The following is a 20,151-nucleotide window of genomic DNA, read 5'->3' as shown; positions in this document are numbered from 1 at the left end:
TGCAGCGTTGGCCGGTGTCCTCGCTTGTATATTGGTAGTCCGTCAGCCTCACACCGAGGAAACGAAGTTAGTGATCAATATCGTTGGCTTTGTCTGCCTGATAATTGGCGTCATCTTCGGTTGGGGCTACAACAAAGATATCCGCGTTCTAGACCTTAGAAGATGTAACGGTTCTTAAAAAGGCCCGGAAGAGCTACGAAGGGCGGCCTCAAAAGCGAACTGCAACACCTGTTTCGCCTGCGTGCCAGCGACCGAAGCAAGTCGATGACCGACACGCAAGCATCCATTAATCGTGCGTCGCTCGCGATGAGCTCTCGAGCATAGGAAAGTGATGGGATCAAAAGAATCAGTGTTCGTAACAACCAGTCGCAGCGCGTACGGCGTCCTCTCATCGGTTTTTGTGGTCGGAATTGCGCTCGCCTGGGGTTCGTCGTTTGATGGTCCGGCGGTCCGGATAAGCCGCGACTATTGGCGTTGGGTCGCTCCAGTTACGATACCTACCACAATCTTCGTCACGTGGCGCCTCCAAAGGGCCTTGATTGGCTCCTGGTACAAACCACGGTATGCATCGGAGGAACGTCAATTTGGACTCACCGAGTCCTGGATAACAGGCGCAATCGCAGCAATCATCCTTGCCGCATTTGCGACAGGGGCTTTTGCCAACGTAATGAATCAGGTTATCGGTGTCTCGTACGTTGCAACCTACGATGTGATCGGAAAATACATCAATCGCGGCAAGCACACTTGCTATGGCTTGACCGTGACAAAGGTTGGCGATCCCCTTGATCAGTTTCAATTATGCGTTTCCCAGTCGGAGCAAGAGGAAACTACCATTGGTGACAGACTGCAAGTGGACGGCCGGAGGTCACGGTATGTCAATCAACTACTTAATTACACCAGAAATCGCTAACGGAATGCCGCTTGAAACCGTTCATCTAGATCGTGTCTTTGGCGTCGTGCAGACGTCGCAGAACCGCAAGCAGGTCACTCTATTCGGGTTCGAAAGTGCACACCGCAAGGAGTACTCCGTAGCTGCACCAGGCAAGCCCCGTGTCGTGTCGGGAATGACGATCACCGCTTATCTCGCGGAAGCGGGCAACTGGCAGACGCTGATTGGTTGGCGCAACCATGAGGACGGTGAGATTGTATGCGAACCCGAGAGTGGGCCAATTTTCCTTTGTATCTGGAGCATCTTAGGCTTTTGCATGATGGCGCCCAGGCTTTGGGATCGGCCAGCTATTACGTCGGTGATGGCGATCTTTACGGTTGCTATGTTTGGTTGGAGCGTTCGGAACATTCGCTTTCTGCGGAAAGTTCGCCGCGAGCTGGAGGAGTCAACGGCAGACGATGGCGTCGATGAGTTCTGACATGACCCATGTCTTTCGATCTTCTGTCGGATAAGACGTATTGGAAGCAAGCCGTGATGAAGACAACGAACCACGCGCGTTGCTGACTTCGTCATGGGTCCGTCGTTAAAGCGATTTTTCAGATGGCGAGTCGATGTCTGGAATATCCGTGTGCGGCGCTGGGCCGTAGGCATTGTCCGTTTTCTCGTCAGAGATAAACCCGTTGTAATAGATGCAGAAAAAGGTGCCTGTCACTGGGACTAGGTGGACCAGCATCCACCGGGACTGTCAGTATTTTTGCGTGCAAGGCGTTAAAGGCCCGCTTCGCAGCAGGCCGGAATCAAACGTTATGAGTTCGGCGTGGTAAAGCGATCCTCGTAGAGGATCGCTTTACCAGAAGCAACTTGTAAAATACGATCGCTGGCCGTGCTACACGGCAGACCCTGTAGCTGGCTTGAAACAAAAAAATTCAGACACTCCCGCGTGGAGCGCGCGATTTCGCTAACGCCTCTGCGCCGTTTTGTTTTCCAATCCAAACTTAAGACTTAGGAATACATATTTTTACATTTCGCCTCCACAAAAACATCTTGATCGCAGTCACCGTGGCATTACTCTCCGCATGCGAATCCGCTCCACCAAACGCACCCCCAAAGCCATCCCCCATCGCAGAGATGTCGCCTAACTTGCCAGGCGTCGCGTGGGTCGGTGGTTATTGGCATTGGGACGGTTCGCAATGGGTATGGATCGCTGGTCACATCGCGCCAAAACTATAAACATAAAGACACAACCCATAACAATGTCGCGACACGTATATCGCCCGATCACGATGGCTCTCCTAGCGATGCCTCTGATTGCGCTTGCCCAAACGCAACCCGATCCAAACGCAGTCGCAGCAGCGCGTACTTCCGCACTTCAGGATCAACTGCAGCAAGAACGCGAGCGAGCGCAGGAGCGGGACCGCCAATGGCAGACGCCGGACGTCCGGCTTCCTGTAAGCAGCGAGCCGATCCCCGCTGTCCTGCCATCGGAAGCGCCGTGTTTCAAACTCGACACCATAACGCTCGACGTCCCCGCGACCCTTCCTGATCGCATCCAATCCTTCAACGATCCCGCCTCGCTACACGACGCGTTTCCCTTCGCACGCCAGTGGCTAAATCGGTACGCGGGCCAGTGCGTCGGGCAACACGGCATCGAACTCCTGCGCAAGGGCGTGCTCGCACAGGTCCTTGCACGCGGCTTTGTAACGACTCGCGTGCTGCTGTCGGATCAAGACTTGTCGAAGGGCGCTTTGCGCTTCGAACTGCTGCCGGGAACCATCCACGATATCCGCTTTGCCGATCCCACAATCCGCGGTACGTGGCGTTCGGCCTTCCCAAGCCGTCCCGGTGATTTGCTGAACCTCCGTGACATCGAACAGGGCCTGGAGCAGATGAAGCGTGTCGCGAGCCAGGAAGCGGACATGAAGATCGAGCCGGCGGCCGTTGCAGGGACGAGTGACATCGTCATCGAGGTGCAGCGCTCAAAACCGTGGAAGCTCGTGTTGGGAATAGATAACTCCGGAACCCGCGAGACCGGCAAGTTTCAGGGGACCGCCACGTTCGGCCTGGACAATCCGCTTGGTCTTAACGACCTTCTCAGTATCGGCGTATCGAACGACCTCTATTTCACCGACAAGAAGTACGGCACACATGGACTGAACGCGTATTACTCGGTGCCTTGGGGAAACTGGAGCTTTTCGCTCTCGGGCAACAAAAGCAGCTACTTTCAGCATATAGCGGGCGCGAATCAGACGTTCATATCCCAAGGCGATACGAAGTCATTCAACTTCCGTATCGACCGGTTGTTGTATCGCGATCAAACCAGCAAGACAGGCGTCGAAATGCAACTCTCCCGCCGCTATGGACGCAGCTTCATCGAAGATACGGAGATCGATGCGCAACATCGCGACAACTCGTTTTTCGAGGTTGGCCTGACGCGTCGTCAGCATGCGGGTAGCGCCACGCTCGACGCAACACTTGCCTATAAGCAAGGTGTGCCGTGGTTCGGCGCGCAAGGTGATCTCCACGATCCGTACAGCGGGCAGACGCTCCCGCAGACGTATCTCTACAAAATGGCGACGCTCGATGCGTCGTTGTCCGTACCGTTCAAACTCGGCGACGTTCCGTTTCGATACGCGAGCACCTTCCGTGGGCAGTTCACGAATCAACGTTTGTTTTATATCGACGATATCTCCATCGGCAGCTTCTATAGCGTGCGCGGATTCGACGGTGAATATCTCCTGAGCGCGGAGAAGGGCTTCTACTGGCGCAACGATCTTGAATTGCCGGTGGGCAATAGCGGTCAGGTCGTGTATGTGGGCCTTGACTACGGCCATGTGTACGGGCCCAGCGTCGCCGCGCTGCTTGGCAAGCAACTCGCTGGTGCGGTGCTCGGCATTCGCGGTGGCAAGGCCGGCGTTGCCGGTGCCGTCAGCTACGACTTCTTCGTGGGCACGCCGGTATACAAGCCATCGAATTATCCGACGGCCCGCGCGACCGCCGGCATCCAGGTCATCTACCAATACTGAACAACCATGACATCACGAAAAACTTCGTCAGGCTATTTCGCTCTGCCCCTCTCCAGGTTATTTGCCGCGATATCGCTAAGCGCACTCGGGGCATGCGGAGGCGGTGGAGACACCGGCAATAATGGCAACGTCAACAATATGGCCGAGACGGGCGCCAGCGGCGCCACAGGCGGGTCTATACCAAGTTCTGCATCGGCATTTATCTCATCGATATTTCTGCAGCCAGGCGGGACCGGTTATGTCAGCTTCGTCAGCAGCAAGAGCACGTCCTCTCAATACACGGGCGTCGCAAGCGAGCAACTGTCGATATCGACCGCAAGCAGCACCGTGTTTAACGAGCAAACCAGCGCGGTCATCGGACAATACAACGCGACGCTTGCACGCCAGACAATCGTCACGGCGGCCGGCGATTTCAGCACGTTGGGAATTGGCAACGACATCCAGATGTTCGACCAGGATTCGACCGGTTTCACGTTCGGTCTTGGCGGCTCCGCCGATGTCTTTCGGGCAACGCTGACGCCATCGGACGTCTCCGGCCAATCGATTTCGGCCGTGGCCAATGATACGGATGGCGGCGTCGCGCATGTGCTTGCCACAGACACGGCGGCAATGCCAGGCGGATCGATTCGCTATTCAACGCAAATCACCGCGAGCGCGCCGATGCTCGTCGTGCAAAGCGGGGCGGTCGCCAATTCACAAACTCTTGCGCAACTGCAACAGCAGTTTGGCGGAACGGTCGCTACGTTAGGAGACGTCTCTTATCTGACAGGCATGAGCGGGAACGCACCAGCATCTGGCTATGCACAACTAAACGCTGGGGTGTATGCCGCAACCTATGCCGTAGCCGGACAGAGCGTGCCGATTACGCTGCTGGCGGGTACCGATATTGCGTATAACCAGATCGCGTCGAGTTTCATTGTCCAGGAACTGAAGTCTTACGCGACCGGGCTGTGACGGGCACGTGATTTTTAACCGGGTTGGCCGCTATAAAGAATGGCAATTTTGATTAAACGTGTGATTTCAGTTCTCGGAGTCGCGGCGTTACTTGCCGTCATCGGCTCCGTCGTCTATTGGGACTATTCGTACCGGATTTGCATCGAGGCTGCATCTTCCCGAACTCTCAACGCTGATAGGGTCTTTTCCGCACAGTAACAGCGCGCGCAGAACTTAAAATCAAGGAGCCACTTGCCTGCCGCCTTCACCGCAACAAACCCAAAACCTAAAAAACTGGCGAGCCCCCCACGGTCGCCAGTCTATCCATCCCTACCGGGTCATCAAACTACACCGCTCCTATTTACTATGCCCCGCGTCCAGCGGTTTATGCCGCTCCGCTCCTGACCCGGGGAAGAACGTATCCCAAACCGCTCTAACTCCTTCCGCTGCGGTCGCTTCAGCATCAATACTCTCCGCACCATCCACCTTACCCGGATCGCCAGAAAGACCGCGCCAGTGAGTAAATACGAGCATCGGTTTTTCGGTCCATCCGTCCGTACCAAACTTCGCGAATGCTGTTTCGCCGCTCGCGAGTTGCACCTCGTACCATCCGTCGCGCACCGGTGTGTAATCGCTCAACGGAAACCATGCAGTCGGATCGAGTTTCACAAGCTCCCCCCATAGATCATCAGGACATTGCTGTCGGTGTAAGGATTGCGCGCATATCACGTGCCTGATATCGAGATCAAAGCGCCCCCAAACGTTGTCACATTCGCCAAGATAAAACGGCATTCCAGAATCTCCCTGCGCGAAGCGCGCTGCATGTCTTCGAAGCGACCGGGAACCGCAACACCCGCAAACGCCCGGTTCCGCGCCAAGACAAATCCAAGCTCGACGACGCCCAGACCCTCCGCCAGCCCCAACCGCAAGAAACAGCCAACCGCCACCATAAGCATCAACCGCACGACAACAGTGCCTCCATGCGTTGACCCACGTATCTCATCAAATTGACATACTCTGTCTGTACAAGCGTCCTTTCACCTGCTGCATGCACCAAATAAATGAATAAAATGAAGTAGTCGCCACATAACATCGGGGTAATTCCACGTATAAACCCGTAATAGGGAAAATCCAGTTGATTCTTATTTTCTGCTTATTGATAATGCCTAAACACAATGTCGTGCCAGACCAACTGGTGCGCTGAGAGAGTAGTGAGTCGTCAACTTGGGGGATTCAGTCATGCAATACGCTGAGATCGCTTACGAGAATGTCGTCTTGATTCCGCTGGCCGCGTACGACGATGGCTTGTACGCAGCTATGCTTATCGTCAGGGAGGTTGATGGTATGCAGCGCGCGACTGGCGTGCTGGGCCATTTCCCGTGCCCTGTCGATGCCCGTAAGTTTGCCCTTGCGTATGGCATGGCGGAAATAGACGAACGTCGGCATGCGCCGCAACAGCGAGTAATGCAGCAGTCTTTCGATCGGGCCGCATAAATCTGGCTGTCCAAACCGAAAGTCAACGCCAAGCCGCTTTGAAACAAACCGTCCGGGTATCGATAAAACACGCCCGTCGAAAAGCGGGCGCGTTAAATATCCGCATTGCTCATTTGCGATACGAACCATCGCGTTTAATCAATTAATTAAACGCTGCCTTTTCCTGCCCAATTTGCCCGGTCGACAGTCGCATCGAATAAAACAATCCCTGGCGATGAAAGATTGGCGAACGTCACTCATGAAAACGATTACGCATCGGGCGGTGGCAAGTGGCTCGTAGTCTCGCGTCGTTGTCCCAAGACACGCGCAAGTTCGACTTATCGATATTGAGCAGCGCTTGTCTGGCCCACCGTCGCGCGTAACTCTTCCCCCAGGAACTCCACAAACGTCCGCAATTTCGCGGACAACTGATGCCGCTCTAAATAAATTGCGTGGATATCCGCATTCGGCAGCGCCCAGTCGTTTAGCAGAACGACAAGTTTCCCGTCACGCACCAGCGCCTCCGTCTCCCATTGCGAGCGCACGGCAATGCCGCGTCCGTCCAGCGCCCATTGCAGCACCGCGGTGCCGTCATTGCTGCTGAGCGGGCCATCGACCTTGACGGTCTCCACCTTTTTGCCGCGCGTGAAATGCCACGTCCCATAAGCGGATTCGTTCTCGCGCAGCACGAGGCACGCGTGCCTCGTCAGGTCGTGGGGCGTCGCGGGCAACCCGTATTTCGCCACATATCCCGGCGATGCACACACAATCCGCCGGTTCCTGAGCAGCAAACGCGCGTTGATGCGGGCGTCCGGGACATCGCCGAAACGGATGCCCAGGTCGAAACCTTCCTCCTGCAAATTCACCGGCCGGTCCGATAAATGAAGCTGAATCTTGATCGCCGGATAGCGCTCGATGAACTTCGACACCGCCGGCGAAATCCGGCTGCGCCCAAATCCAAACGATGCATTCACACGCAGCAAACCCGTCGGCTCCGCCTGGCTTTTCGTGACGAGTTGTTCCAGTTCGGCGAGTTCATCGAGGATGCGCGAGCCGTTCGCCAGATACAACTCGCCTTCGGGCGTGAGGCTGACGCGCCGTGTGGTGCGGTTTAAAAGCCGTACGCCGAGCCGTCGCTCGAGTTGCGCGAGACGTTTGCTGATGGAAGGCGGGGTCACGCCGAGATCACGCGCAGCCGCCGCCAGATTGCGATGCCGTGCGACGAGCGTGAACAGGTTGAGGTCCGAAAAGCCGTCCATCGATTAGTTCCTGGAAGTTAAGTCTGGATTGCCCGAATAGATACTATATCGGCCAATGCATCAATTAAACTTCATAAAACTGCGGGAGACAGCGATGTTCAATGACTTCAAGGACGTATCGGCAACGATCGATGGCGTCAGGATCAAGGCGATACAAGGCGGCAATGGGCAGGCGCTGCTGCTGTTGCATGGCCATCCCCAAACCCATGCGATCTGGCACAAGGTCGTGCCCGAGCTGACGAAACACTTCACCGTCGTGGCGGCGGATCTGCGCGGTTATGGCGATAGCGGCAAACCAGAAGGCCTCCCCGATCACAGCAATTATTCGAAGCGCCGTATGGCGCAGGATCAGGTCGACCTGATGCGCTCGCTGGGTTACGAGTCGTTCGCGGTGCTCGCTCATGATCGCGGCGGCCGGGTGGCGGTGCGCATGGCGCTGGACCATCCAGCGGTCGTCAAGAAACTGATCACGCTCGACGTAGCGCCGACGCTCGCGATGTACGAGAAGACCTCGTTCGAATTCGCTCGCGCTTATTGGCACTGGTTTTTCCTGGTCCGTCCCGCGCCGTTCCCCGAGACACTGATCCGCGCGGACGCCGACCTGTATCTGAAGCAAACTATCGGCGCGCGCAGTGCGGGGTTGAAGCCGTTCACGCCCGAGGCGTACGCGGAATATCTGCGCTGCCTGCAACAGCCGGGAACCCCTCATGGCATCTGCGAGGACTATCGCGCGAGCGTCACCATCGACCTGGAACACGACCGCGACTCGTTGGCGAAGGGCCAAAAGATAACCTGCGATTTTCTCGCGCTATGGGGTGCGGAAGGCGTGATCGAAAAGTGCTTCGATCCTATCGCCGAGTGGCGTCATTTCTCCGATAACGTCAGCGGCCACTCGCTGCCATGCGGTCACTACATTCCGGAGGAAGCGCCCGAGTTGCTGCTCGAGTGTGCGCTGCCGTTCCTTCGGAGTTGAGCATCATGTCGGACACTTGTCTGTCAGCGGCCCGCATTTGCGGATATCTTTCACGCCGATGGCAATCAGCAAGTGCTGGTGAATGACAAGCAAGGAGACTCCGCGAACGGTACTTCGCGACCAATACGCGCCGCCGCCTCGCCGAATGGAAACATTTCTCCAATCAGACGACGGCGGCAACGCCAAGCGCAACACTCGATTTAAGGAATTTGCGATACGGCGAGCACGCCGTATCGCAAACCGGGTTACTTGCCGGCCGGTGCCGGGGCTGCCGGATCGGAGTAGTTCGGCAAGCCTTGCGAACTACTGCTCCCACCCATGCCCGGCTTCGCCGGCGCAGCCGTCGCGCTCGCGGCACCCGCCGGCGCTGCGGTGGCACCACTTTCATCGCCGTAATCCGGCAGTGCGGCGTTCGCCGCGCCCGTCAGCAGATACTGTCGGCGCTGCGTATAGGCATCGCGGACGAATGCATATTTATCCAGCGCGGCTTGCGACAGGATATCGGTTGCACCCAGCAGATCGGCCCGTGCGCTCACAAACTGCGCGACGAATAACGACACACTCGCTTCCGTACTCAAATAAGTCCCCGGATTGAGCGGATAGCTCGCGATCCAGTTCGTTGAATCGCGTACCGAACTCGGCCCGAGCAGCGGCAAGACCAGATACGGTCCCGACGGCACGCCGTAATGGCCCAGTGTCAGCCCGAAGTCCTGGTTGTGCTTCGGCAGCCCGGCAGGCGTCGCCCAGTCGATCAGGCCGCCAATCCCGAACGTGGAGTTGATCACCAGGCGCATCAGGTCTTCGGTCGCGTCGGTGATCTTCAACTGCAGCAGGTTGTTCGCGAAGTTGCCAATGTCGCCAATATTCGAAAAGAAGCTGCTGACCGCAGTGCGGATCGGGGCCGGCGTGACCTTCACATAGCCGGTCGCAATCGGGCGGGCGACGTATTTGTCGGCGGCGTCGTTGAACTTGAAAATCTCGCGGTTCATCGGCTCCAGCGGATCGCCCGGCTTGGCCGTGGGGCCGGTGGCGCAACCGGACAGGGCGAAAGCAGCGGCGAGCAGCACGCCGCCGGAGCACGCTCGCAAAGTGCGGGCGGCATCGGGCGTTTTTGCCATCCTCATGGGTCGGTTTCCTTAGGGTCGTGCGTGAGTGGTTAGTGCGTTATGGGACGGTTCAAAGAGGGACGGTCTAAACGGCGTCGGCCGCTTTTGGCTGCACCCGGGGTTTTCCCATTAGAACCGGCTGAAATACCACGGCGCCGATTAACGTCGTAAAAAGAGCCAGGACCAGGAGCCTGCCCATGCTCGATGTGCCTGGATGATGCGAAAACCACAAGCTGCCGAACGCCGTCGCCGTGGTCGCGGCGCTGAACAACACGGCGTGCGTGAGGCTGGAGTGCAGCAGGCCGGTTTGTCCGGAGCGCCACGCCATCACGAAATAGATCTTGAACGCCACGCCAATGCCCAGCATCAATGGCAACGCAATGATGTTCGCGAAGTTCAACGGCATGTCGAACACCACGCATAACTCCAGCGTGACGACGGCGGAAACGAGCAACGGTATCAAAGTTCTCAAAACATCGCCGATACGGCGCAAAGTCAGCCACAGCAGGATCGTGATGGCGATCAGCGACAACGCCGCCGCCTGCTCGAACGCCTTGATGATCGTATTGGCCGAATGCAGCACCGAGATCGGACCGCCGATCGCGTTCGGCTCGACTTTCTGCACGGCATTCGCGAAGCGGGCGAGCGATTTGTCGTCGTCGCGGCTCTTGCCGTCCAGCGCTTTGGGCGACGCTTCCACGAGGGCGTGGCCGTCGGCGGCGAGCCAGCCTTCGGTCATCGACTTAGGCAGCGACGCCAGCGTGATCGGCGACGGTTGCAGCAGCGCGCGCATCTGGCCCAGCGCAATGCGCAGCGGGTCGGACATGGCGTGCTCGGCGCGCTCGCGGGTGGCGGCATCGGCTGCGGCGAGCTTTTTCAGCGCCGCCGCGAGGTGACGCGCTTCGTTTTCGCCGGGGCCGGGATGTTCGTCGGCGGCGAGGGCAAGCGAGTTTGATAGCCGCTTGAGCGTAGCGACGCGCACGGCATCGTTGGCAGGCGTTGCAACCCGCTGGTCCAGCGAAGGCAAAAGCTGAGTGGCCGCAGCGGCAATCAAATCGAGCTTTTGCGGCTGATCAGCGGGAATGAGCGTCGACAAGGTCGTCGCGCGCTCCACTTCCGGCAGCTTCTCGAGCTTCGCCGCGATCTTGTCCGCTTCCTCAAGCGACGGCGCGAGCACCTTCACGTCGTTCACGGCCGCTTCGGGCGCGTCTTTCAGCGAGAGCAGCGTGGCCATGGACTCCGTTTTCGGGTCCTTCAGGTTCAGCGGATTGAAGTCGAAACGCAGATGCAGCAGCAACGGCAGCGCGCAGATCACGACTGCCAGCGTACCGATCAGCACCGGCGTGCGATTGCGCGCGAGAAAATCGTCCACCGGCGCGAGCTTCGGAAAGCCCGGCGAGCCTGCTTCGCCAACCGGCGCGAACACCTTGATCAGCGCCGGAAACAAGGTCATGTTGGTGAAATACGCGACCAGCATGCCGACGCCCGCAATCTGCCCGAGTTCGGACACGCCCCGATACGCGGTTGGCAAAAACGAGAAGAAACTCGCGGCTGTCGCGGCGGCGGCGAGCGTCAGCGGCACGCCAACGTGGCGCGCGGTATTCACCAGCGCAACGTCCAGCCGGTCGTCCTTGAAGCGTTCCTCGCGATACCGCACGCCGAACTGAATGCCGAAATCCACCCCGAGCCCGACGAACAGCACCATGAAGGCGATCGAAATCAGGTTCAGCGCGTGGACCATGAGCAGGCCGAGCGCGGCGGTGATCGTCAGTCCGACGAACAGCGTGATGAACACCGAGATGATCATCTTTCCCGAGCGCAGCGCGAGCCAGAGGATCACCAGCACGACGATGAACGTCAGGATGCCGTTGAGCACGGCGCCGTCTTTCAGCGACGCGAATTCTTCATCGGAGAGCGGCTGTTCGCCGGTCAGCCGCACGACCGCCCCATATTTCTCCGATAACTTCAGCTCATTTGCCGTTGCCCGAATTGCATTCGATCCGCTCGCGCCGGGTTCCAGCGCGTTGTAGTCCACCACCGGCTGCACGGTGACGAATGCACGCGCGGGATGCGTGGCCGAGGTATCGACCAGATTGCGCCACGAGAACACGGCAGGTTGATCGGCGAGGACTTTATCGAGCACGTCTGCGCTCTGGCCCAGCAGCTTCGACATTTGCCCGAGCGTCACTTGACCAAGTTGCAACGGCAGGTTGAGGCTGGTGTTGAGCGTGCCGGCAAGGCCGGTGAGCGTGGGGTCGTGGGCCAGCGCGTTGATCAGCGGACGCGCTTTCACGAGTTGCTGGGTGGTGTCGGCGACTTTATCGGTGGAGAGGTAGAGCAGGCCGTTGTGCTCGAAGAAGTCGCCGCCCGAGGGTTGCGACACCGCCGTGAAGTGAACCGTGTTCTTGGTCAGCGCGGCGGCCAGCTCGTTGGCGGCGGCGTCGGCGAATTCAGGCGCTTGGGCTTCGATCACCACGAGCACCGTCGATCCCCGTTGCGGAAAGGCTTCGTCAATCGCGTGGCTGCGCGCGGCCCAGTCGGGCTCTGTCTCGATCAACTGGCTGATGTCGGTGCTGATCTTGAAGTGATGTACCACGTAATAGCCGCTCAGCACGGCGATCAGCAGCGACAAAACGATGATCCAGCCGGGTCGGCGAATCGATAATGTGACGAGACGGGCAATGAGAGGCGTGAGCATGAAGACGGATGCCTCGGAGGGCTTGTTCTGATGTTTGGCTGTCTGGACAGGGGGCCGTGAGGCGCCGCGTGAGTATACCGGGCGTGAGGAGATGCTTGCAGAAGGCGCGTTCGCGCTACGGTTTGCGGGCTGGCGTGGCCGGCGGACAAAAATTTTTCGATCGCTTTAGCCGATTGCGAGCCGGGTCCGGATAGGCACCGAGGTCAGCGCACACTTAATGGCAAATTGTACTAACATTGTGCGGCCGCTCAGTTCGTTTTCGGACTAACATTGTCATTACGGTGAAGCGATGAAAACAACGATTCGCAGGATGGGTAATTCGCAAGGCGTGTTGATTCCGAAACCCATCCTGGCCCAACTTGGGCTGGAGGACGAAGTGGAGATGGAAGTGGAAAACGACGCAATTGTTTTAAGAAAGCCGCAAAAGAAGCCCCGCCAAGGGTGGTCTGACGCAAGCAAGGCAATAGCCCAAGCCGGCGACGACGAGCTTGTGCTGGGCGAGTTTCCGAACGCCGATGATTCGGAGCTTGCGTGGTAGTGCGCGGAGAGGTCTGGCTCATTAAACTGGATGAGCTGGACCCTGCTGTCGGCAGCGAGATTCAGAAAACCCGGCCTTGCGTGGTGATATCGCCGCCTGAGTTGCATGACCATTTGCGCACGGTGATCGTCGCGCCCATGACGACCAAAAGCCGGCCCGCGCCTTACCGTGTATCCGTTGTGTTCAGCCAGAAGAAAGGACTGGTCCTGCTCGATCAGATTCGCACGATCGATAAAACCCGTCTGGTGAAGAAGCTCGGCGTTGTACCGGCTAATACGCTCTCGGTCGCATTGCGGACCTTGCAGGAAGTCTTCGCCGTCTAGCCAACGCCAACCCCTACGTCTCGCTCCAAAGCCTCAGCAGATTGTGATAACAGCCCACGAGCGTTCGCCTCGCGGCGTCGTCGGCGTTCTGTGCGTTCAGCCGTTGAATGGCGTTGTCCATATCGAATAGCAGGCTGCGGCGGGTGTCATCGCGAACGAGGCTCTGCGCCCAGAAGAAACTCGATACCCGCATTCCCCGCGTTACCGGCCGTACCTCATGCAAGCTGGTCGCCGGATAAACAATCGCATGCCCCGCCGGCAGCTTCACTTCCTGCACACCGTAGGTATCCTCGATTACCAGTTCGCCGCCGTCGTAGTCCTCCGGCGGTGTGAGGAACAGCGTGATCGATACATCGGTTCGCACTCGCGTGCCATGTCCCGGCACGAGCCGGATTGCCCCATCCACATGACTGCCGAAATGCATTCCGCCTTCGTACCGGTTGAAGAGCGGCGGATACAGCTTGTTGGGCAGCACGCCGCTGATGAACAGCGGATGCCGTTCCAGCGAGCCGACGATGACATCGCCGAGTTCGAACGCAATCGGCGCTTCCTGCGCGATCTGCTGGTTGCGCTTCACCGGTGCGCCCTGATAGCCGGCCGTCGCGCGGCCGTCCACCCACGCATCCGATGCTTCAAGCCGCTGACGCATGGCGGCGGCGACCTCGGGGCTGAGGACGTTGGGTATCGAAAGGATCATGTTTTTTTGGGGGGGGCAGCGGCCGCGCGATTTGCATCGCGCGGCTCACGTGTCCTGCAGTCGATCAATAGAACCGGTAGTTTAGCGTCGCGAGGAACGTCCGGCCGTAACCCGGCACCGCGCGGCCGCCATCCGATGGAATCAGCGCGTCGTAGTAGTGCTTGTTGGTCAGGTTCTGGACGTTGAACTGGACGTCGTAATGTTTCTGGTGGAACGCCGCCATTGCGTCCCAGCGCGTGTACGCAGGCACCTGCACCAAGTCGTTGCTGGCGGCATATCGCGACGATGTGTACACCGGGCCGCCGCCGAAGGTCCAGTGCGGCGTGAGGTCATACGTCGTCCACAACGTGATCATGTTGCGCGGCGTGTTCGCCAGGGTCTTGCCGTTGGTGTTGTCCAGCGCCTTCACCACCTGGCCGTTCATGTACGTATAGCCGCCAAAGACTTGCCACTTGTTGGTGATGTGGCCAGCCAGCCCGAGTTGATAACCGCGCACGCGCACGTCGCCGTCGAGCGTGTAGCTGCCGTCGGCCTGGAGCGTGCGGGCATTGGTTTTATCGATATTGAACAGTGACTGCGTCACCGACAACCCGCCGTTCAGCAAGTCCCACTTCGTGCCGACTTCATACGAACGGTTCGATTCCGGCGGCGTGTTCTGCTGGTTGTTGGTCAGCGTCAGCGCTTCCAGCGACGGATTGAACGACGTGCCGTATGAAACGTAGTACGACTGCCAGTCGGTCGGCTGGAAAATGATCCCGCCGCGCACGCTGGTGAAGTAATTGGTCTGCGTAGCGTAAGAAGGCGCGTTGAGGGTGTTCTTGATCGACGCTTCGTAACGGTCCCAGCGCAAGCCGCCCACCACCTTCCAGTACTGGCCGACAGAGACCGTATCGTTGGCATAAATGCCCACGCCGTTCGCACTCGATTCCGCCAGGTTGGTCGCCACTTCCTGCGTGTTGGCCGGTCGCGTGGTGTATTGCGGATTGAGCAGCGGCACGATCGCGATGGTGTTCGACGGCAGGCCCGGCGCGGTCGCGGTGAACGACTGGTTGCTGTAGGTCTCGTGGCTCAGGTCAATGCCTGCAATCACCTCATGCTTGAGGAATCCGGTGTTGAACTTGTAATCGATATCGGTCGTGTTGTAGACCGAGTGATCGTTGATGTTGCGGTCCTTGCCCTGCAACTTCACGTACAACGACGACAACGGCAACGACGTGTAATTCCCGTTGGCGAGTGCCGTCGATGTCCCGAGCGGTCCGGTCAGGACCGCCGCCGCGTTGGTCGCGGTCGCTTCGGTGCCGTAGTGGCTGAACTGGGTCTGGTTGCGCAGCGTGAGGTTGTCGTCGAAACGATGCTGGATCCGCGCCGAGAACGTCTGCACGTCCTGGATCGTCCGATCGCCTTCGAAACCGTAGAACTGGCTCTTGCTGACCGGGACCGGCGCACCGTTCACCGGCGGAATGCCGTAGTCCGGCTGGTCGCGGTTGTGCTGGATCAACGCTGACAAAGTGACTTCCGTCGGCGTTCCAATGCCGAAGCGCACCGTCGGCGCGAAGCCGTAGTCCTTGCTCTTCATCACGTCGCGGGTCGAGCCGAGGTCTTGCCCGAACGCGTTGAGCCGCACGGCGGATGTATCGGACAGCGGCTGGTTGATGTCCACCGTGGTGCGGTAGCGGTCGCTCGTGCCGGCCATCACGGACACCGATGCGTGCGCTTTCAGCTCCGCCTGCTTGCTCACCTGGTTGATCACACCGCCCGTGGAGCCGCGCCCGAAATAGAGTGAGGACGGGCCATACAGCACATCGATGGATTCAAGGTCGAACGTGTCCCGATAGTACTGGCCGCGGTCGCGGAAGCCATCGAGATAAATGTCGGTGCGCGCCGAGAAACCGCGCAAGTTGATGTTGTTGCCGATCTGTCCGCCTTCCGCGGCTCCAATGGTGACACCGGGGACGTTGCGAAGGGCATCGGAGAAAGACGTGGCTGCCTGGGACTGCAGCACGGCTTTCGGGACCACCACGGCCGCTTGGGGGATATCGCGCAACGCGGTGGGGACCTTGGCGCCGACGCTCGATTTTTCGGGCTGGAAATCGGGCGTGCCGATGGCCTGGCCGGAGACATGCACGGCCGGTAGCGCGGCGTTTTCGACGAGAGGTGCGGCTTGTGCGGGTTGTTCGGGTTGTTCCGCCTGAGCGGTTTGATCGGTCTTGCTGACCGGCGCAGCCTGCGCATGAGCATAGAGCGGAATGGCAGCAGGAGCCGCCAGCGCGGTCATGATCGCCGCGGCAAGCGGTGTCTTCCTCAACATGTGTTTCCCCGAGTATTGGATGGTCGAAAAGCCGGCGCTGTTGCGTCATGCCGGTCAATTACTTCCGCGATGCCCGCGGCGGCGTGAGCGGTTGGCAAAGGGCGCGGCCGAAGGAGCAGTCCATCGTTGCGACAGATGCGCGCCGTTTCCCTTAGTAGTTCCGAAATACGAATCAATATCATTACACAGTTAAGAATTGTTTTCAATACGATATCGGGAACTATGCGGATAGCTGACGGACAAAGGCCCCGCGATTTTTGCGGGGCGGTTTTATCGAGGGAAATAAAACGCACCGTGGAGGGCGGAGCGTTATGGGGCGGGGATAAGAGGGGTTATGCCGGAGTATGGAAGGCCACGGATGTTGTCGCGCAGGTCGCGGTCAACCGTAATCATCGGATGAAAGCTACGAAAACAGAGCTTTCATTCAGGTGAGCGTGAGGTGTCCTCAAACACCCTGAGCGCCGCCGCCATGTCGCGCTGCAATTGCCCGAGGGCGGCGACTTTGGGATTGGGCGGCTGCAAACCCTGCCAAAGGAGCAGGGACAATCGTTTCGACGTTTCTTCAATATCCACCGTTTTCTTGCTGATCGCGTCCCACAGCACGTGTTCCATCGGCCCATAGATGCTGGAGCGCAGCAGGCTTAAGGGCAGGTCGTCGCGGATATCGCCGGCTGCCACGCCGTCCGACAGCACTTGCATCAGCGGCGCGGTATAGCGCCGCTGGAGTTGCACGATTTCATCGCCGAATGTGTCGTCTTTCGCGCGCCCTTCGGACAGGATCAGCGCGCACAGCCCCGGCCCATCGATCATCAGCCGATACAAATGCGTACGGATCAGGAAAAACAGCTTTGCGCGCGTGCCCGTGATGTGCGGCAGCGTGGTTTCGATCTCCGCGATGATCTCGTCGTACCAGTCGCAGATCACCCGCACGCACAGGTCGCGCTTGCCGGAGAAATACGTGAACACCGTTGCCTCCGATACCCCCAGCCGACGCGCCATATCGATCGTCGTCGCCGATGCATATCCGCGTTCCGAGAACACTTGCCGCGCCACGAGCAGGATGTCCTTGATGCGTTGTTCAGACTTGATGCTCGACGGTGCGCGACGTACGGGGAGGGTTTTCGACTGGGTCATATAGGCGCTGAAAGTCGATCGTCAGAAGTAATATTTTGAGTTTAGCTCAATCGGATTAATAGTGGAATTGCAGCAGATTTATGAGAGAGATCAAGGTTTAACCGGCTTGACGTTGCCATGTAGTTGAGTTTTACTCAATCTCATTGAAACGCATGCGTCCAAGCAGGTTGAGAATCATGGAATCCAATCCGAACGATCCCCGTAGTCAGCATCAATACCGCTCCGTCTTCCGTCCCGGATTGTTCACCGGCAAGGTTGTCATGGTGACGGGCGGTGGCAGCGGTCTGGGCCGATGCACAGCGCACGAACTCGTGTCGCTGGGGGCTTCGGTGATCCTGATCGGACGAACCCTGGCGAAGCTGGAAACCGTGCGCGACGAGTTGGCCGAGGACTACCCTGAAAGCGTCGAACGCGTGCGCTGCTACGCCTGCGACATCCGCGACGAAGCGAGCGTCAAACAAGTCGTCGCTACCGCACTCGCCGATTTCAACCGGCTCGACAGCCTCTTCAATTGCGCGGGCGGCCAGTTCCCCGCGCCGCTCGACAAGATTTCCCTGAATGGCTGGGACGCTGTCGTGCGCAACAACCTGCACGGCACTTTCCTGATGTCGCGCGAATGTTTTACGCAATGGATGCGCGATCACGGCGGCGCGATCGTCAACATGCTCGCGGACATCTGGGGCGGCATGCCCGGCATGGGCCATTCGGGCGCCGCGCGCGCCGGCGTCTGGAACTTCACGGAAACGGCCGCGTGCGAATGGGGTTACGCCGGCGTGCGGGTGAATGCCGTGGCGCCGGGATGGATTGCATCGGCGGGCATGGATAGTTACGACGAACGCTATCGTGCGTTGTTGCGCGAACTCAAGCACAAGGTGCCGTTGCAGCGCTTTGGGACCGAATCGGAACTCGCGGCGGCGGCGGTATTTTTGCTTTCTGAGGCGTCAGCGTTCATCAATGGGACGGTGATTCGCGTCGATGGCGGCGTGCCGAACGCACGGCATTCGTGGCCCTTGGCGGCCGCTGGGCGTACGCTGGAATTCAACGGGTTTTCGCGGTATCGGCCGCCTGCGGGGTTGCAGGAATTCGCCGCCGAAGACAGATCCGACGATCAAGCCGCCGTCGAATGAGCCTTAACCAGAAACCAGGGAGAAGCGATGCTTCCCGCAGCCGATTCATATGAAACCCTCGCCACGACATTCACGTGGAAGGTGCCCGCGCACTACAACATCGGCGTGGACGCCTGCGATAAATGGGCCGACGGTTCCGGCCGCCTCGCGCTCATCTACGAGACCCGCGAAGGCTCGGAAACGCGTTTCACCTTCGATAACCTCAAGGCGCTCTCCAACCAGTTCGCCAACGCGCTTGCCCGCGCGGGATTGAAGCGCGGCGACCGCGTGGGAATATTCTTGCCGCAATCGCCGGAGACGGCCATCGCGCATCTGGCCATCTACAAGGCGGGTTATATCGCGGTGCCGCTGTTTCAGCTATTCGGCGTCGATGCCATCCAGTACCGGCTCGCCGATAGCGGCGCAGCGGCGCTGATCACCGACCACGCGGGTTTCGAGAAGCTGGAGCAGGTTCGCGAGACGCTGCCAGACCTGAAAAATGCCTATTGCGTCGATACCACCACCCACGCAAACGCCCATTCCTTCTGGGATTCGCTGCGCGCGGAAACGGACGTCTTCACTCCCGCCGATACCTCCTGCGACGACCCCGCCGCAATCATCTACACCTCCGGCACGACGGGAAAGCCCAAGGGAGCGTTGCTTGCCCATCGGGCGTTGCTCGGTCATTTGCCGGGCGTCGAGATGTCGCAAGGTCTTTTCCCGTTGCACGCCCGGCTGATGTGGACGCCCGCCGACTGGGCGTGGATTGGAGGCCTGTTCGATGTCTTGCTGCCCGCCTGGCATCACGGCGTGGCGGTGCTCGCGCGGCGCTTCGAAAAATTCGATGGCCCGGCCGCTTTCGACCTGATGGCGCGTCACGGCGTCACGCACACCTTTCTGCCGCCGACCGCGCTCAAGATGATGCGCTCGGTGGCCCGTCCCGAGCAGTGGCGGTTGTCGTTGCGCGCGGTGGCGAGCGGCGGCGAATCGCTGGGCGAGGAGCTGATCGCCTGGGGCCGGGCGGCGCTTGGCGTGACCATCAACGAGTTCTACGGGCAGACCGAGTGCAACGTGGTGGTGTCGTCGTGTTCTGCGTTGTTCGAGCCTCGCCCGGGGGCGATCGGGCGCGGCGTGCCGGGACATCGCGTGGCAATCGTCGACGATGAAGGCACAGAACTTCCTCCCGGCACACCGGGGAATATTGCGATTGCCGCGCCCGACCCGGTCATGTTCCTGCGCTACTGGAACAACGAGCCGGCCACGCGCGATAAATTTCGCGGCCAGTTCCTGCTGACCGGCGACCTCGGTTCATGCGATGCCGATGGTTTTATCCGCTTCGTTGGCCGCAACGACGACGTGATTACCAGCGCGGGTTATCGGATCGGTCCTGCGCCTATTGAGGATTGTTTGCTGCGCCATCCCGCCGTCAGCATGGCGGCGGTTGTGGGTGCGCCGGACGCGGCGCGCACGGAGATCGTGATGGCGTTCATCGTGCTGAATGCGGGATTCGTCCCGGATGAAACGCTGGTGCGTGAGCTTCAGCAGCACGTCAGGACGCGGCTGGCCGCGCATGAATATCCGCGCGAGGTCAGGTTTGTCGACGCGTTGCCGATGACGCCGACCGGCAAAGTGATGCGCAAGGAATTACGGGCAGGGTTGCCGGGTCTGAACAATTCGGCCAAGCCATGAGG

At 59.2% G+C, this 20,151-nt stretch carries 17 protein-coding genes; 9 read left to right on the top strand and 8 right to left on the bottom strand.

The window, feature by feature from the left end:
- Positions 1 to 872: 872 nt before the first annotated feature.
- The 4 genes from ACSQ8V_RS28520 to ACSQ8V_RS28505 all read left to right on the top strand — a co-directional run bounded on the left by ACSQ8V_RS28520 (position 873) and on the right by ACSQ8V_RS28505 (position 4,866).
- Positions 873 to 1,367: a hypothetical protein gene (locus ACSQ8V_RS28520; protein ID WP_436184864.1), complete on the top strand. Its 495-nt coding sequence runs from the start codon at positions 873 to 875 to the stop codon at positions 1,365 to 1,367.
- A gap of 581 nt (positions 1,368 to 1,948) precedes the next feature.
- Positions 1,949 to 2,119 (top strand): hypothetical protein, encoded by a 171-nt coding sequence (locus ACSQ8V_RS28515; protein ID WP_346730496.1) that lies wholly within the window; start codon positions 1,949 to 1,951, stop codon positions 2,117 to 2,119.
- A gap of 68 nt (positions 2,120 to 2,187) precedes the next feature.
- Positions 2,188 to 3,912 (top strand): ShlB/FhaC/HecB family hemolysin secretion/activation protein, encoded by a 1,725-nt coding sequence (locus ACSQ8V_RS28510; RefSeq protein WP_436207926.1) that lies wholly within the window; start codon positions 2,188 to 2,190, stop codon positions 3,910 to 3,912.
- Positions 3,913 to 3,918: 6 nt separating this feature from the next.
- Complete coding sequence (locus ACSQ8V_RS28505) at positions 3,919 to 4,866, top strand: hypothetical protein (protein ID WP_436207925.1); 948 nt, start codon at positions 3,919 to 3,921, stop codon at positions 4,864 to 4,866.
- A gap of 336 nt (positions 4,867 to 5,202) precedes the next feature.
- On the opposite strand, the gene ACSQ8V_RS28500 is transcribed toward ACSQ8V_RS28505, so the two are convergent.
- From ACSQ8V_RS28500 to ACSQ8V_RS28490, 3 genes are all read right to left on the bottom strand, one after another.
- Positions 5,203 to 5,514 carry a hypothetical protein gene (locus ACSQ8V_RS28500; RefSeq protein WP_436208024.1) on the bottom strand — a complete coding sequence of 104 codons (312 nt, stop codon included), beginning with the start codon at positions 5,512 to 5,514 and terminating at the stop codon, positions 5,203 to 5,205.
- A gap of 564 nt (positions 5,515 to 6,078) precedes the next feature.
- On the bottom strand, positions 6,079 to 6,468 hold the full coding sequence (locus ACSQ8V_RS28495) for a hypothetical protein (RefSeq protein WP_436207924.1): 390 nt from the start codon (positions 6,466 to 6,468) through the stop codon (positions 6,079 to 6,081).
- A gap of 188 nt (positions 6,469 to 6,656) precedes the next feature.
- On the bottom strand, positions 6,657 to 7,577 hold the full coding sequence (locus ACSQ8V_RS28490; RefSeq protein WP_436207923.1) for a LysR family transcriptional regulator: 921 nt from the start codon (positions 7,575 to 7,577) through the stop codon (positions 6,657 to 6,659).
- Positions 7,578 to 7,671: 94 nt separating this feature from the next.
- On the opposite strand from ACSQ8V_RS28490, the gene ACSQ8V_RS28485 reads away from it, so the two are divergent.
- Entirely contained in the window at positions 7,672 to 8,550 is an 879-nt protein-coding gene (locus ACSQ8V_RS28485; RefSeq protein WP_436207922.1) for an alpha/beta fold hydrolase, read from the top strand.
- A 245-nt stretch (positions 8,551 to 8,795) separates the two neighbouring features.
- On the opposite strand, the gene ACSQ8V_RS28480 is transcribed toward ACSQ8V_RS28485, so the two are convergent.
- On the bottom strand, positions 8,796 to 9,674 hold the full coding sequence (locus tag ACSQ8V_RS28480; RefSeq protein ID WP_436207921.1) for an MlaA family lipoprotein: 879 nt from the start codon (positions 9,672 to 9,674) through the stop codon (positions 8,796 to 8,798).
- A 67-nt stretch (positions 9,675 to 9,741) separates the two neighbouring features.
- Positions 9,742 to 12,354 (bottom strand): MMPL family transporter, encoded by a 2,613-nt coding sequence (locus ACSQ8V_RS28475; RefSeq protein WP_436207920.1) that lies wholly within the window; start codon positions 12,352 to 12,354, stop codon positions 9,742 to 9,744.
- 289 nt (positions 12,355 to 12,643) lie between these two features.
- Between ACSQ8V_RS28475 and ACSQ8V_RS28470 the strand changes: the two genes are divergently transcribed.
- Together ACSQ8V_RS28470 and ACSQ8V_RS28465 are read left to right on the top strand one after the other, a co-directional pair.
- Complete coding sequence (locus ACSQ8V_RS28470; protein WP_213764275.1) at positions 12,644 to 12,892, top strand: AbrB/MazE/SpoVT family DNA-binding domain-containing protein; 249 nt, start codon at positions 12,644 to 12,646, stop codon at positions 12,890 to 12,892.
- Complete coding sequence (locus ACSQ8V_RS28465) at positions 12,886 to 13,215, top strand: type II toxin-antitoxin system PemK/MazF family toxin (protein WP_436207919.1); 330 nt, start codon at positions 12,886 to 12,888, stop codon at positions 13,213 to 13,215. The genes ACSQ8V_RS28470 and ACSQ8V_RS28465 overlap by 7 nt, the downstream gene beginning before the upstream one ends.
- A 13-nt stretch (positions 13,216 to 13,228) precedes the next feature.
- On the opposite strand, the gene ACSQ8V_RS28460 is transcribed toward ACSQ8V_RS28465, so the two are convergent.
- From ACSQ8V_RS28460 to ACSQ8V_RS28450, 3 genes are all read right to left on the bottom strand, one after another.
- Positions 13,229 to 13,912 (bottom strand): Fe2+-dependent dioxygenase, encoded by a 684-nt coding sequence (locus tag ACSQ8V_RS28460; RefSeq protein WP_436207918.1) that lies wholly within the window; start codon positions 13,910 to 13,912, stop codon positions 13,229 to 13,231.
- 64 nt (positions 13,913 to 13,976) lie between these two features.
- Positions 13,977 to 16,220 carry a TonB-dependent receptor gene (locus tag ACSQ8V_RS28455; protein WP_436207917.1) on the bottom strand — a complete coding sequence of 748 codons (2,244 nt, stop codon included), beginning with the start codon at positions 16,218 to 16,220 and terminating at the stop codon, positions 13,977 to 13,979.
- A gap of 420 nt (positions 16,221 to 16,640) precedes the next feature.
- A complete protein-coding gene (locus ACSQ8V_RS28450; protein ID WP_436207916.1) occupies positions 16,641 to 17,354 on the bottom strand; it encodes a TetR/AcrR family transcriptional regulator in 714 nt (237 codons plus the stop codon).
- Between the two features lie 176 nt (positions 17,355 to 17,530).
- Here ACSQ8V_RS28450 and ACSQ8V_RS28445 point away from each other — a divergent pair, with 176 nt between their 5' ends.
- Positions 17,531 to 18,481: an SDR family oxidoreductase gene (locus tag ACSQ8V_RS28445; RefSeq protein WP_436207915.1), complete on the top strand. Its 951-nt coding sequence runs from the start codon at positions 17,531 to 17,533 to the stop codon at positions 18,479 to 18,481.
- 27 nt (positions 18,482 to 18,508) lie between these two features.
- Complete coding sequence (locus ACSQ8V_RS28440; RefSeq protein ID WP_436207914.1) at positions 18,509 to 20,149, top strand: acyl-CoA synthetase; 1,641 nt, start codon at positions 18,509 to 18,511, stop codon at positions 20,147 to 20,149.
- Positions 20,150 to 20,151: the final 2 nt, after the last annotated feature.

Origin of the sequence: Caballeronia sp. LjRoot31, assembly GCF_964253885.1 — a bacterium.
Taxonomy (GTDB): Bacteria; Pseudomonadota; Gammaproteobacteria; order Burkholderiales; family Burkholderiaceae; genus Caballeronia.
Note: the sequence above shows the minus strand (reverse complement) of the source record. Positions and strands in the feature narration are given on the sequence as shown.

Excerpts from the sequence above, each read along its gene's own strand:
- ACSQ8V_RS28520 (WP_436184864.1), top strand. The coding sequence starts at position 873 with ATGTCAATCAACTACTTAATTACACCAGAAATCGCTAACGGAATGCCG.
- ACSQ8V_RS28510 (WP_436207926.1), top strand. The coding sequence starts at position 2,188 with ATGCCTCTGATTGCGCTTGCCCAAACGCAACCCGATCCAAACGCAGTC.
- ACSQ8V_RS28505 (WP_436207925.1), top strand. The coding sequence starts at position 3,919 with ATGACATCACGAAAAACTTCGTCAGGCTATTTCGCTCTGCCCCTCTCC.
- ACSQ8V_RS28495 (WP_436207924.1), bottom strand. The coding sequence starts at position 6,468 with ATGGTTCGTATCGCAAATGAGCAATGCGGATATTTAACGCGCCCGCTT.
- ACSQ8V_RS28490 (WP_436207923.1), bottom strand. The coding sequence starts at position 7,577 with ATGGACGGCTTTTCGGACCTCAACCTGTTCACGCTCGTCGCACGGCAT.
- ACSQ8V_RS28485 (WP_436207922.1), top strand. The coding sequence starts at position 7,672 with ATGTTCAATGACTTCAAGGACGTATCGGCAACGATCGATGGCGTCAGG.
- ACSQ8V_RS28480 (WP_436207921.1), bottom strand. The coding sequence starts at position 9,674 with ATGAGGATGGCAAAAACGCCCGATGCCGCCCGCACTTTGCGAGCGTGC.
- ACSQ8V_RS28475 (WP_436207920.1), bottom strand. The coding sequence starts at position 12,354 with ATGCTCACGCCTCTCATTGCCCGTCTCGTCACATTATCGATTCGCCGA.
- ACSQ8V_RS28470 (WP_213764275.1), top strand. The coding sequence starts at position 12,644 with ATGAAAACAACGATTCGCAGGATGGGTAATTCGCAAGGCGTGTTGATT.
- ACSQ8V_RS28460 (WP_436207918.1), bottom strand. The coding sequence starts at position 13,912 with ATGATCCTTTCGATACCCAACGTCCTCAGCCCCGAGGTCGCCGCCGCC.
- ACSQ8V_RS28455 (WP_436207917.1), bottom strand. The coding sequence starts at position 16,220 with ATGTTGAGGAAGACACCGCTTGCCGCGGCGATCATGACCGCGCTGGCG.
- ACSQ8V_RS28450 (WP_436207916.1), bottom strand. The coding sequence starts at position 17,354 with ATGACCCAGTCGAAAACCCTCCCCGTACGTCGCGCACCGTCGAGCATC.
- ACSQ8V_RS28445 (WP_436207915.1), top strand. The coding sequence starts at position 17,531 with ATGGAATCCAATCCGAACGATCCCCGTAGTCAGCATCAATACCGCTCC.
- ACSQ8V_RS28440 (WP_436207914.1), top strand. The coding sequence starts at position 18,509 with ATGCTTCCCGCAGCCGATTCATATGAAACCCTCGCCACGACATTCACG.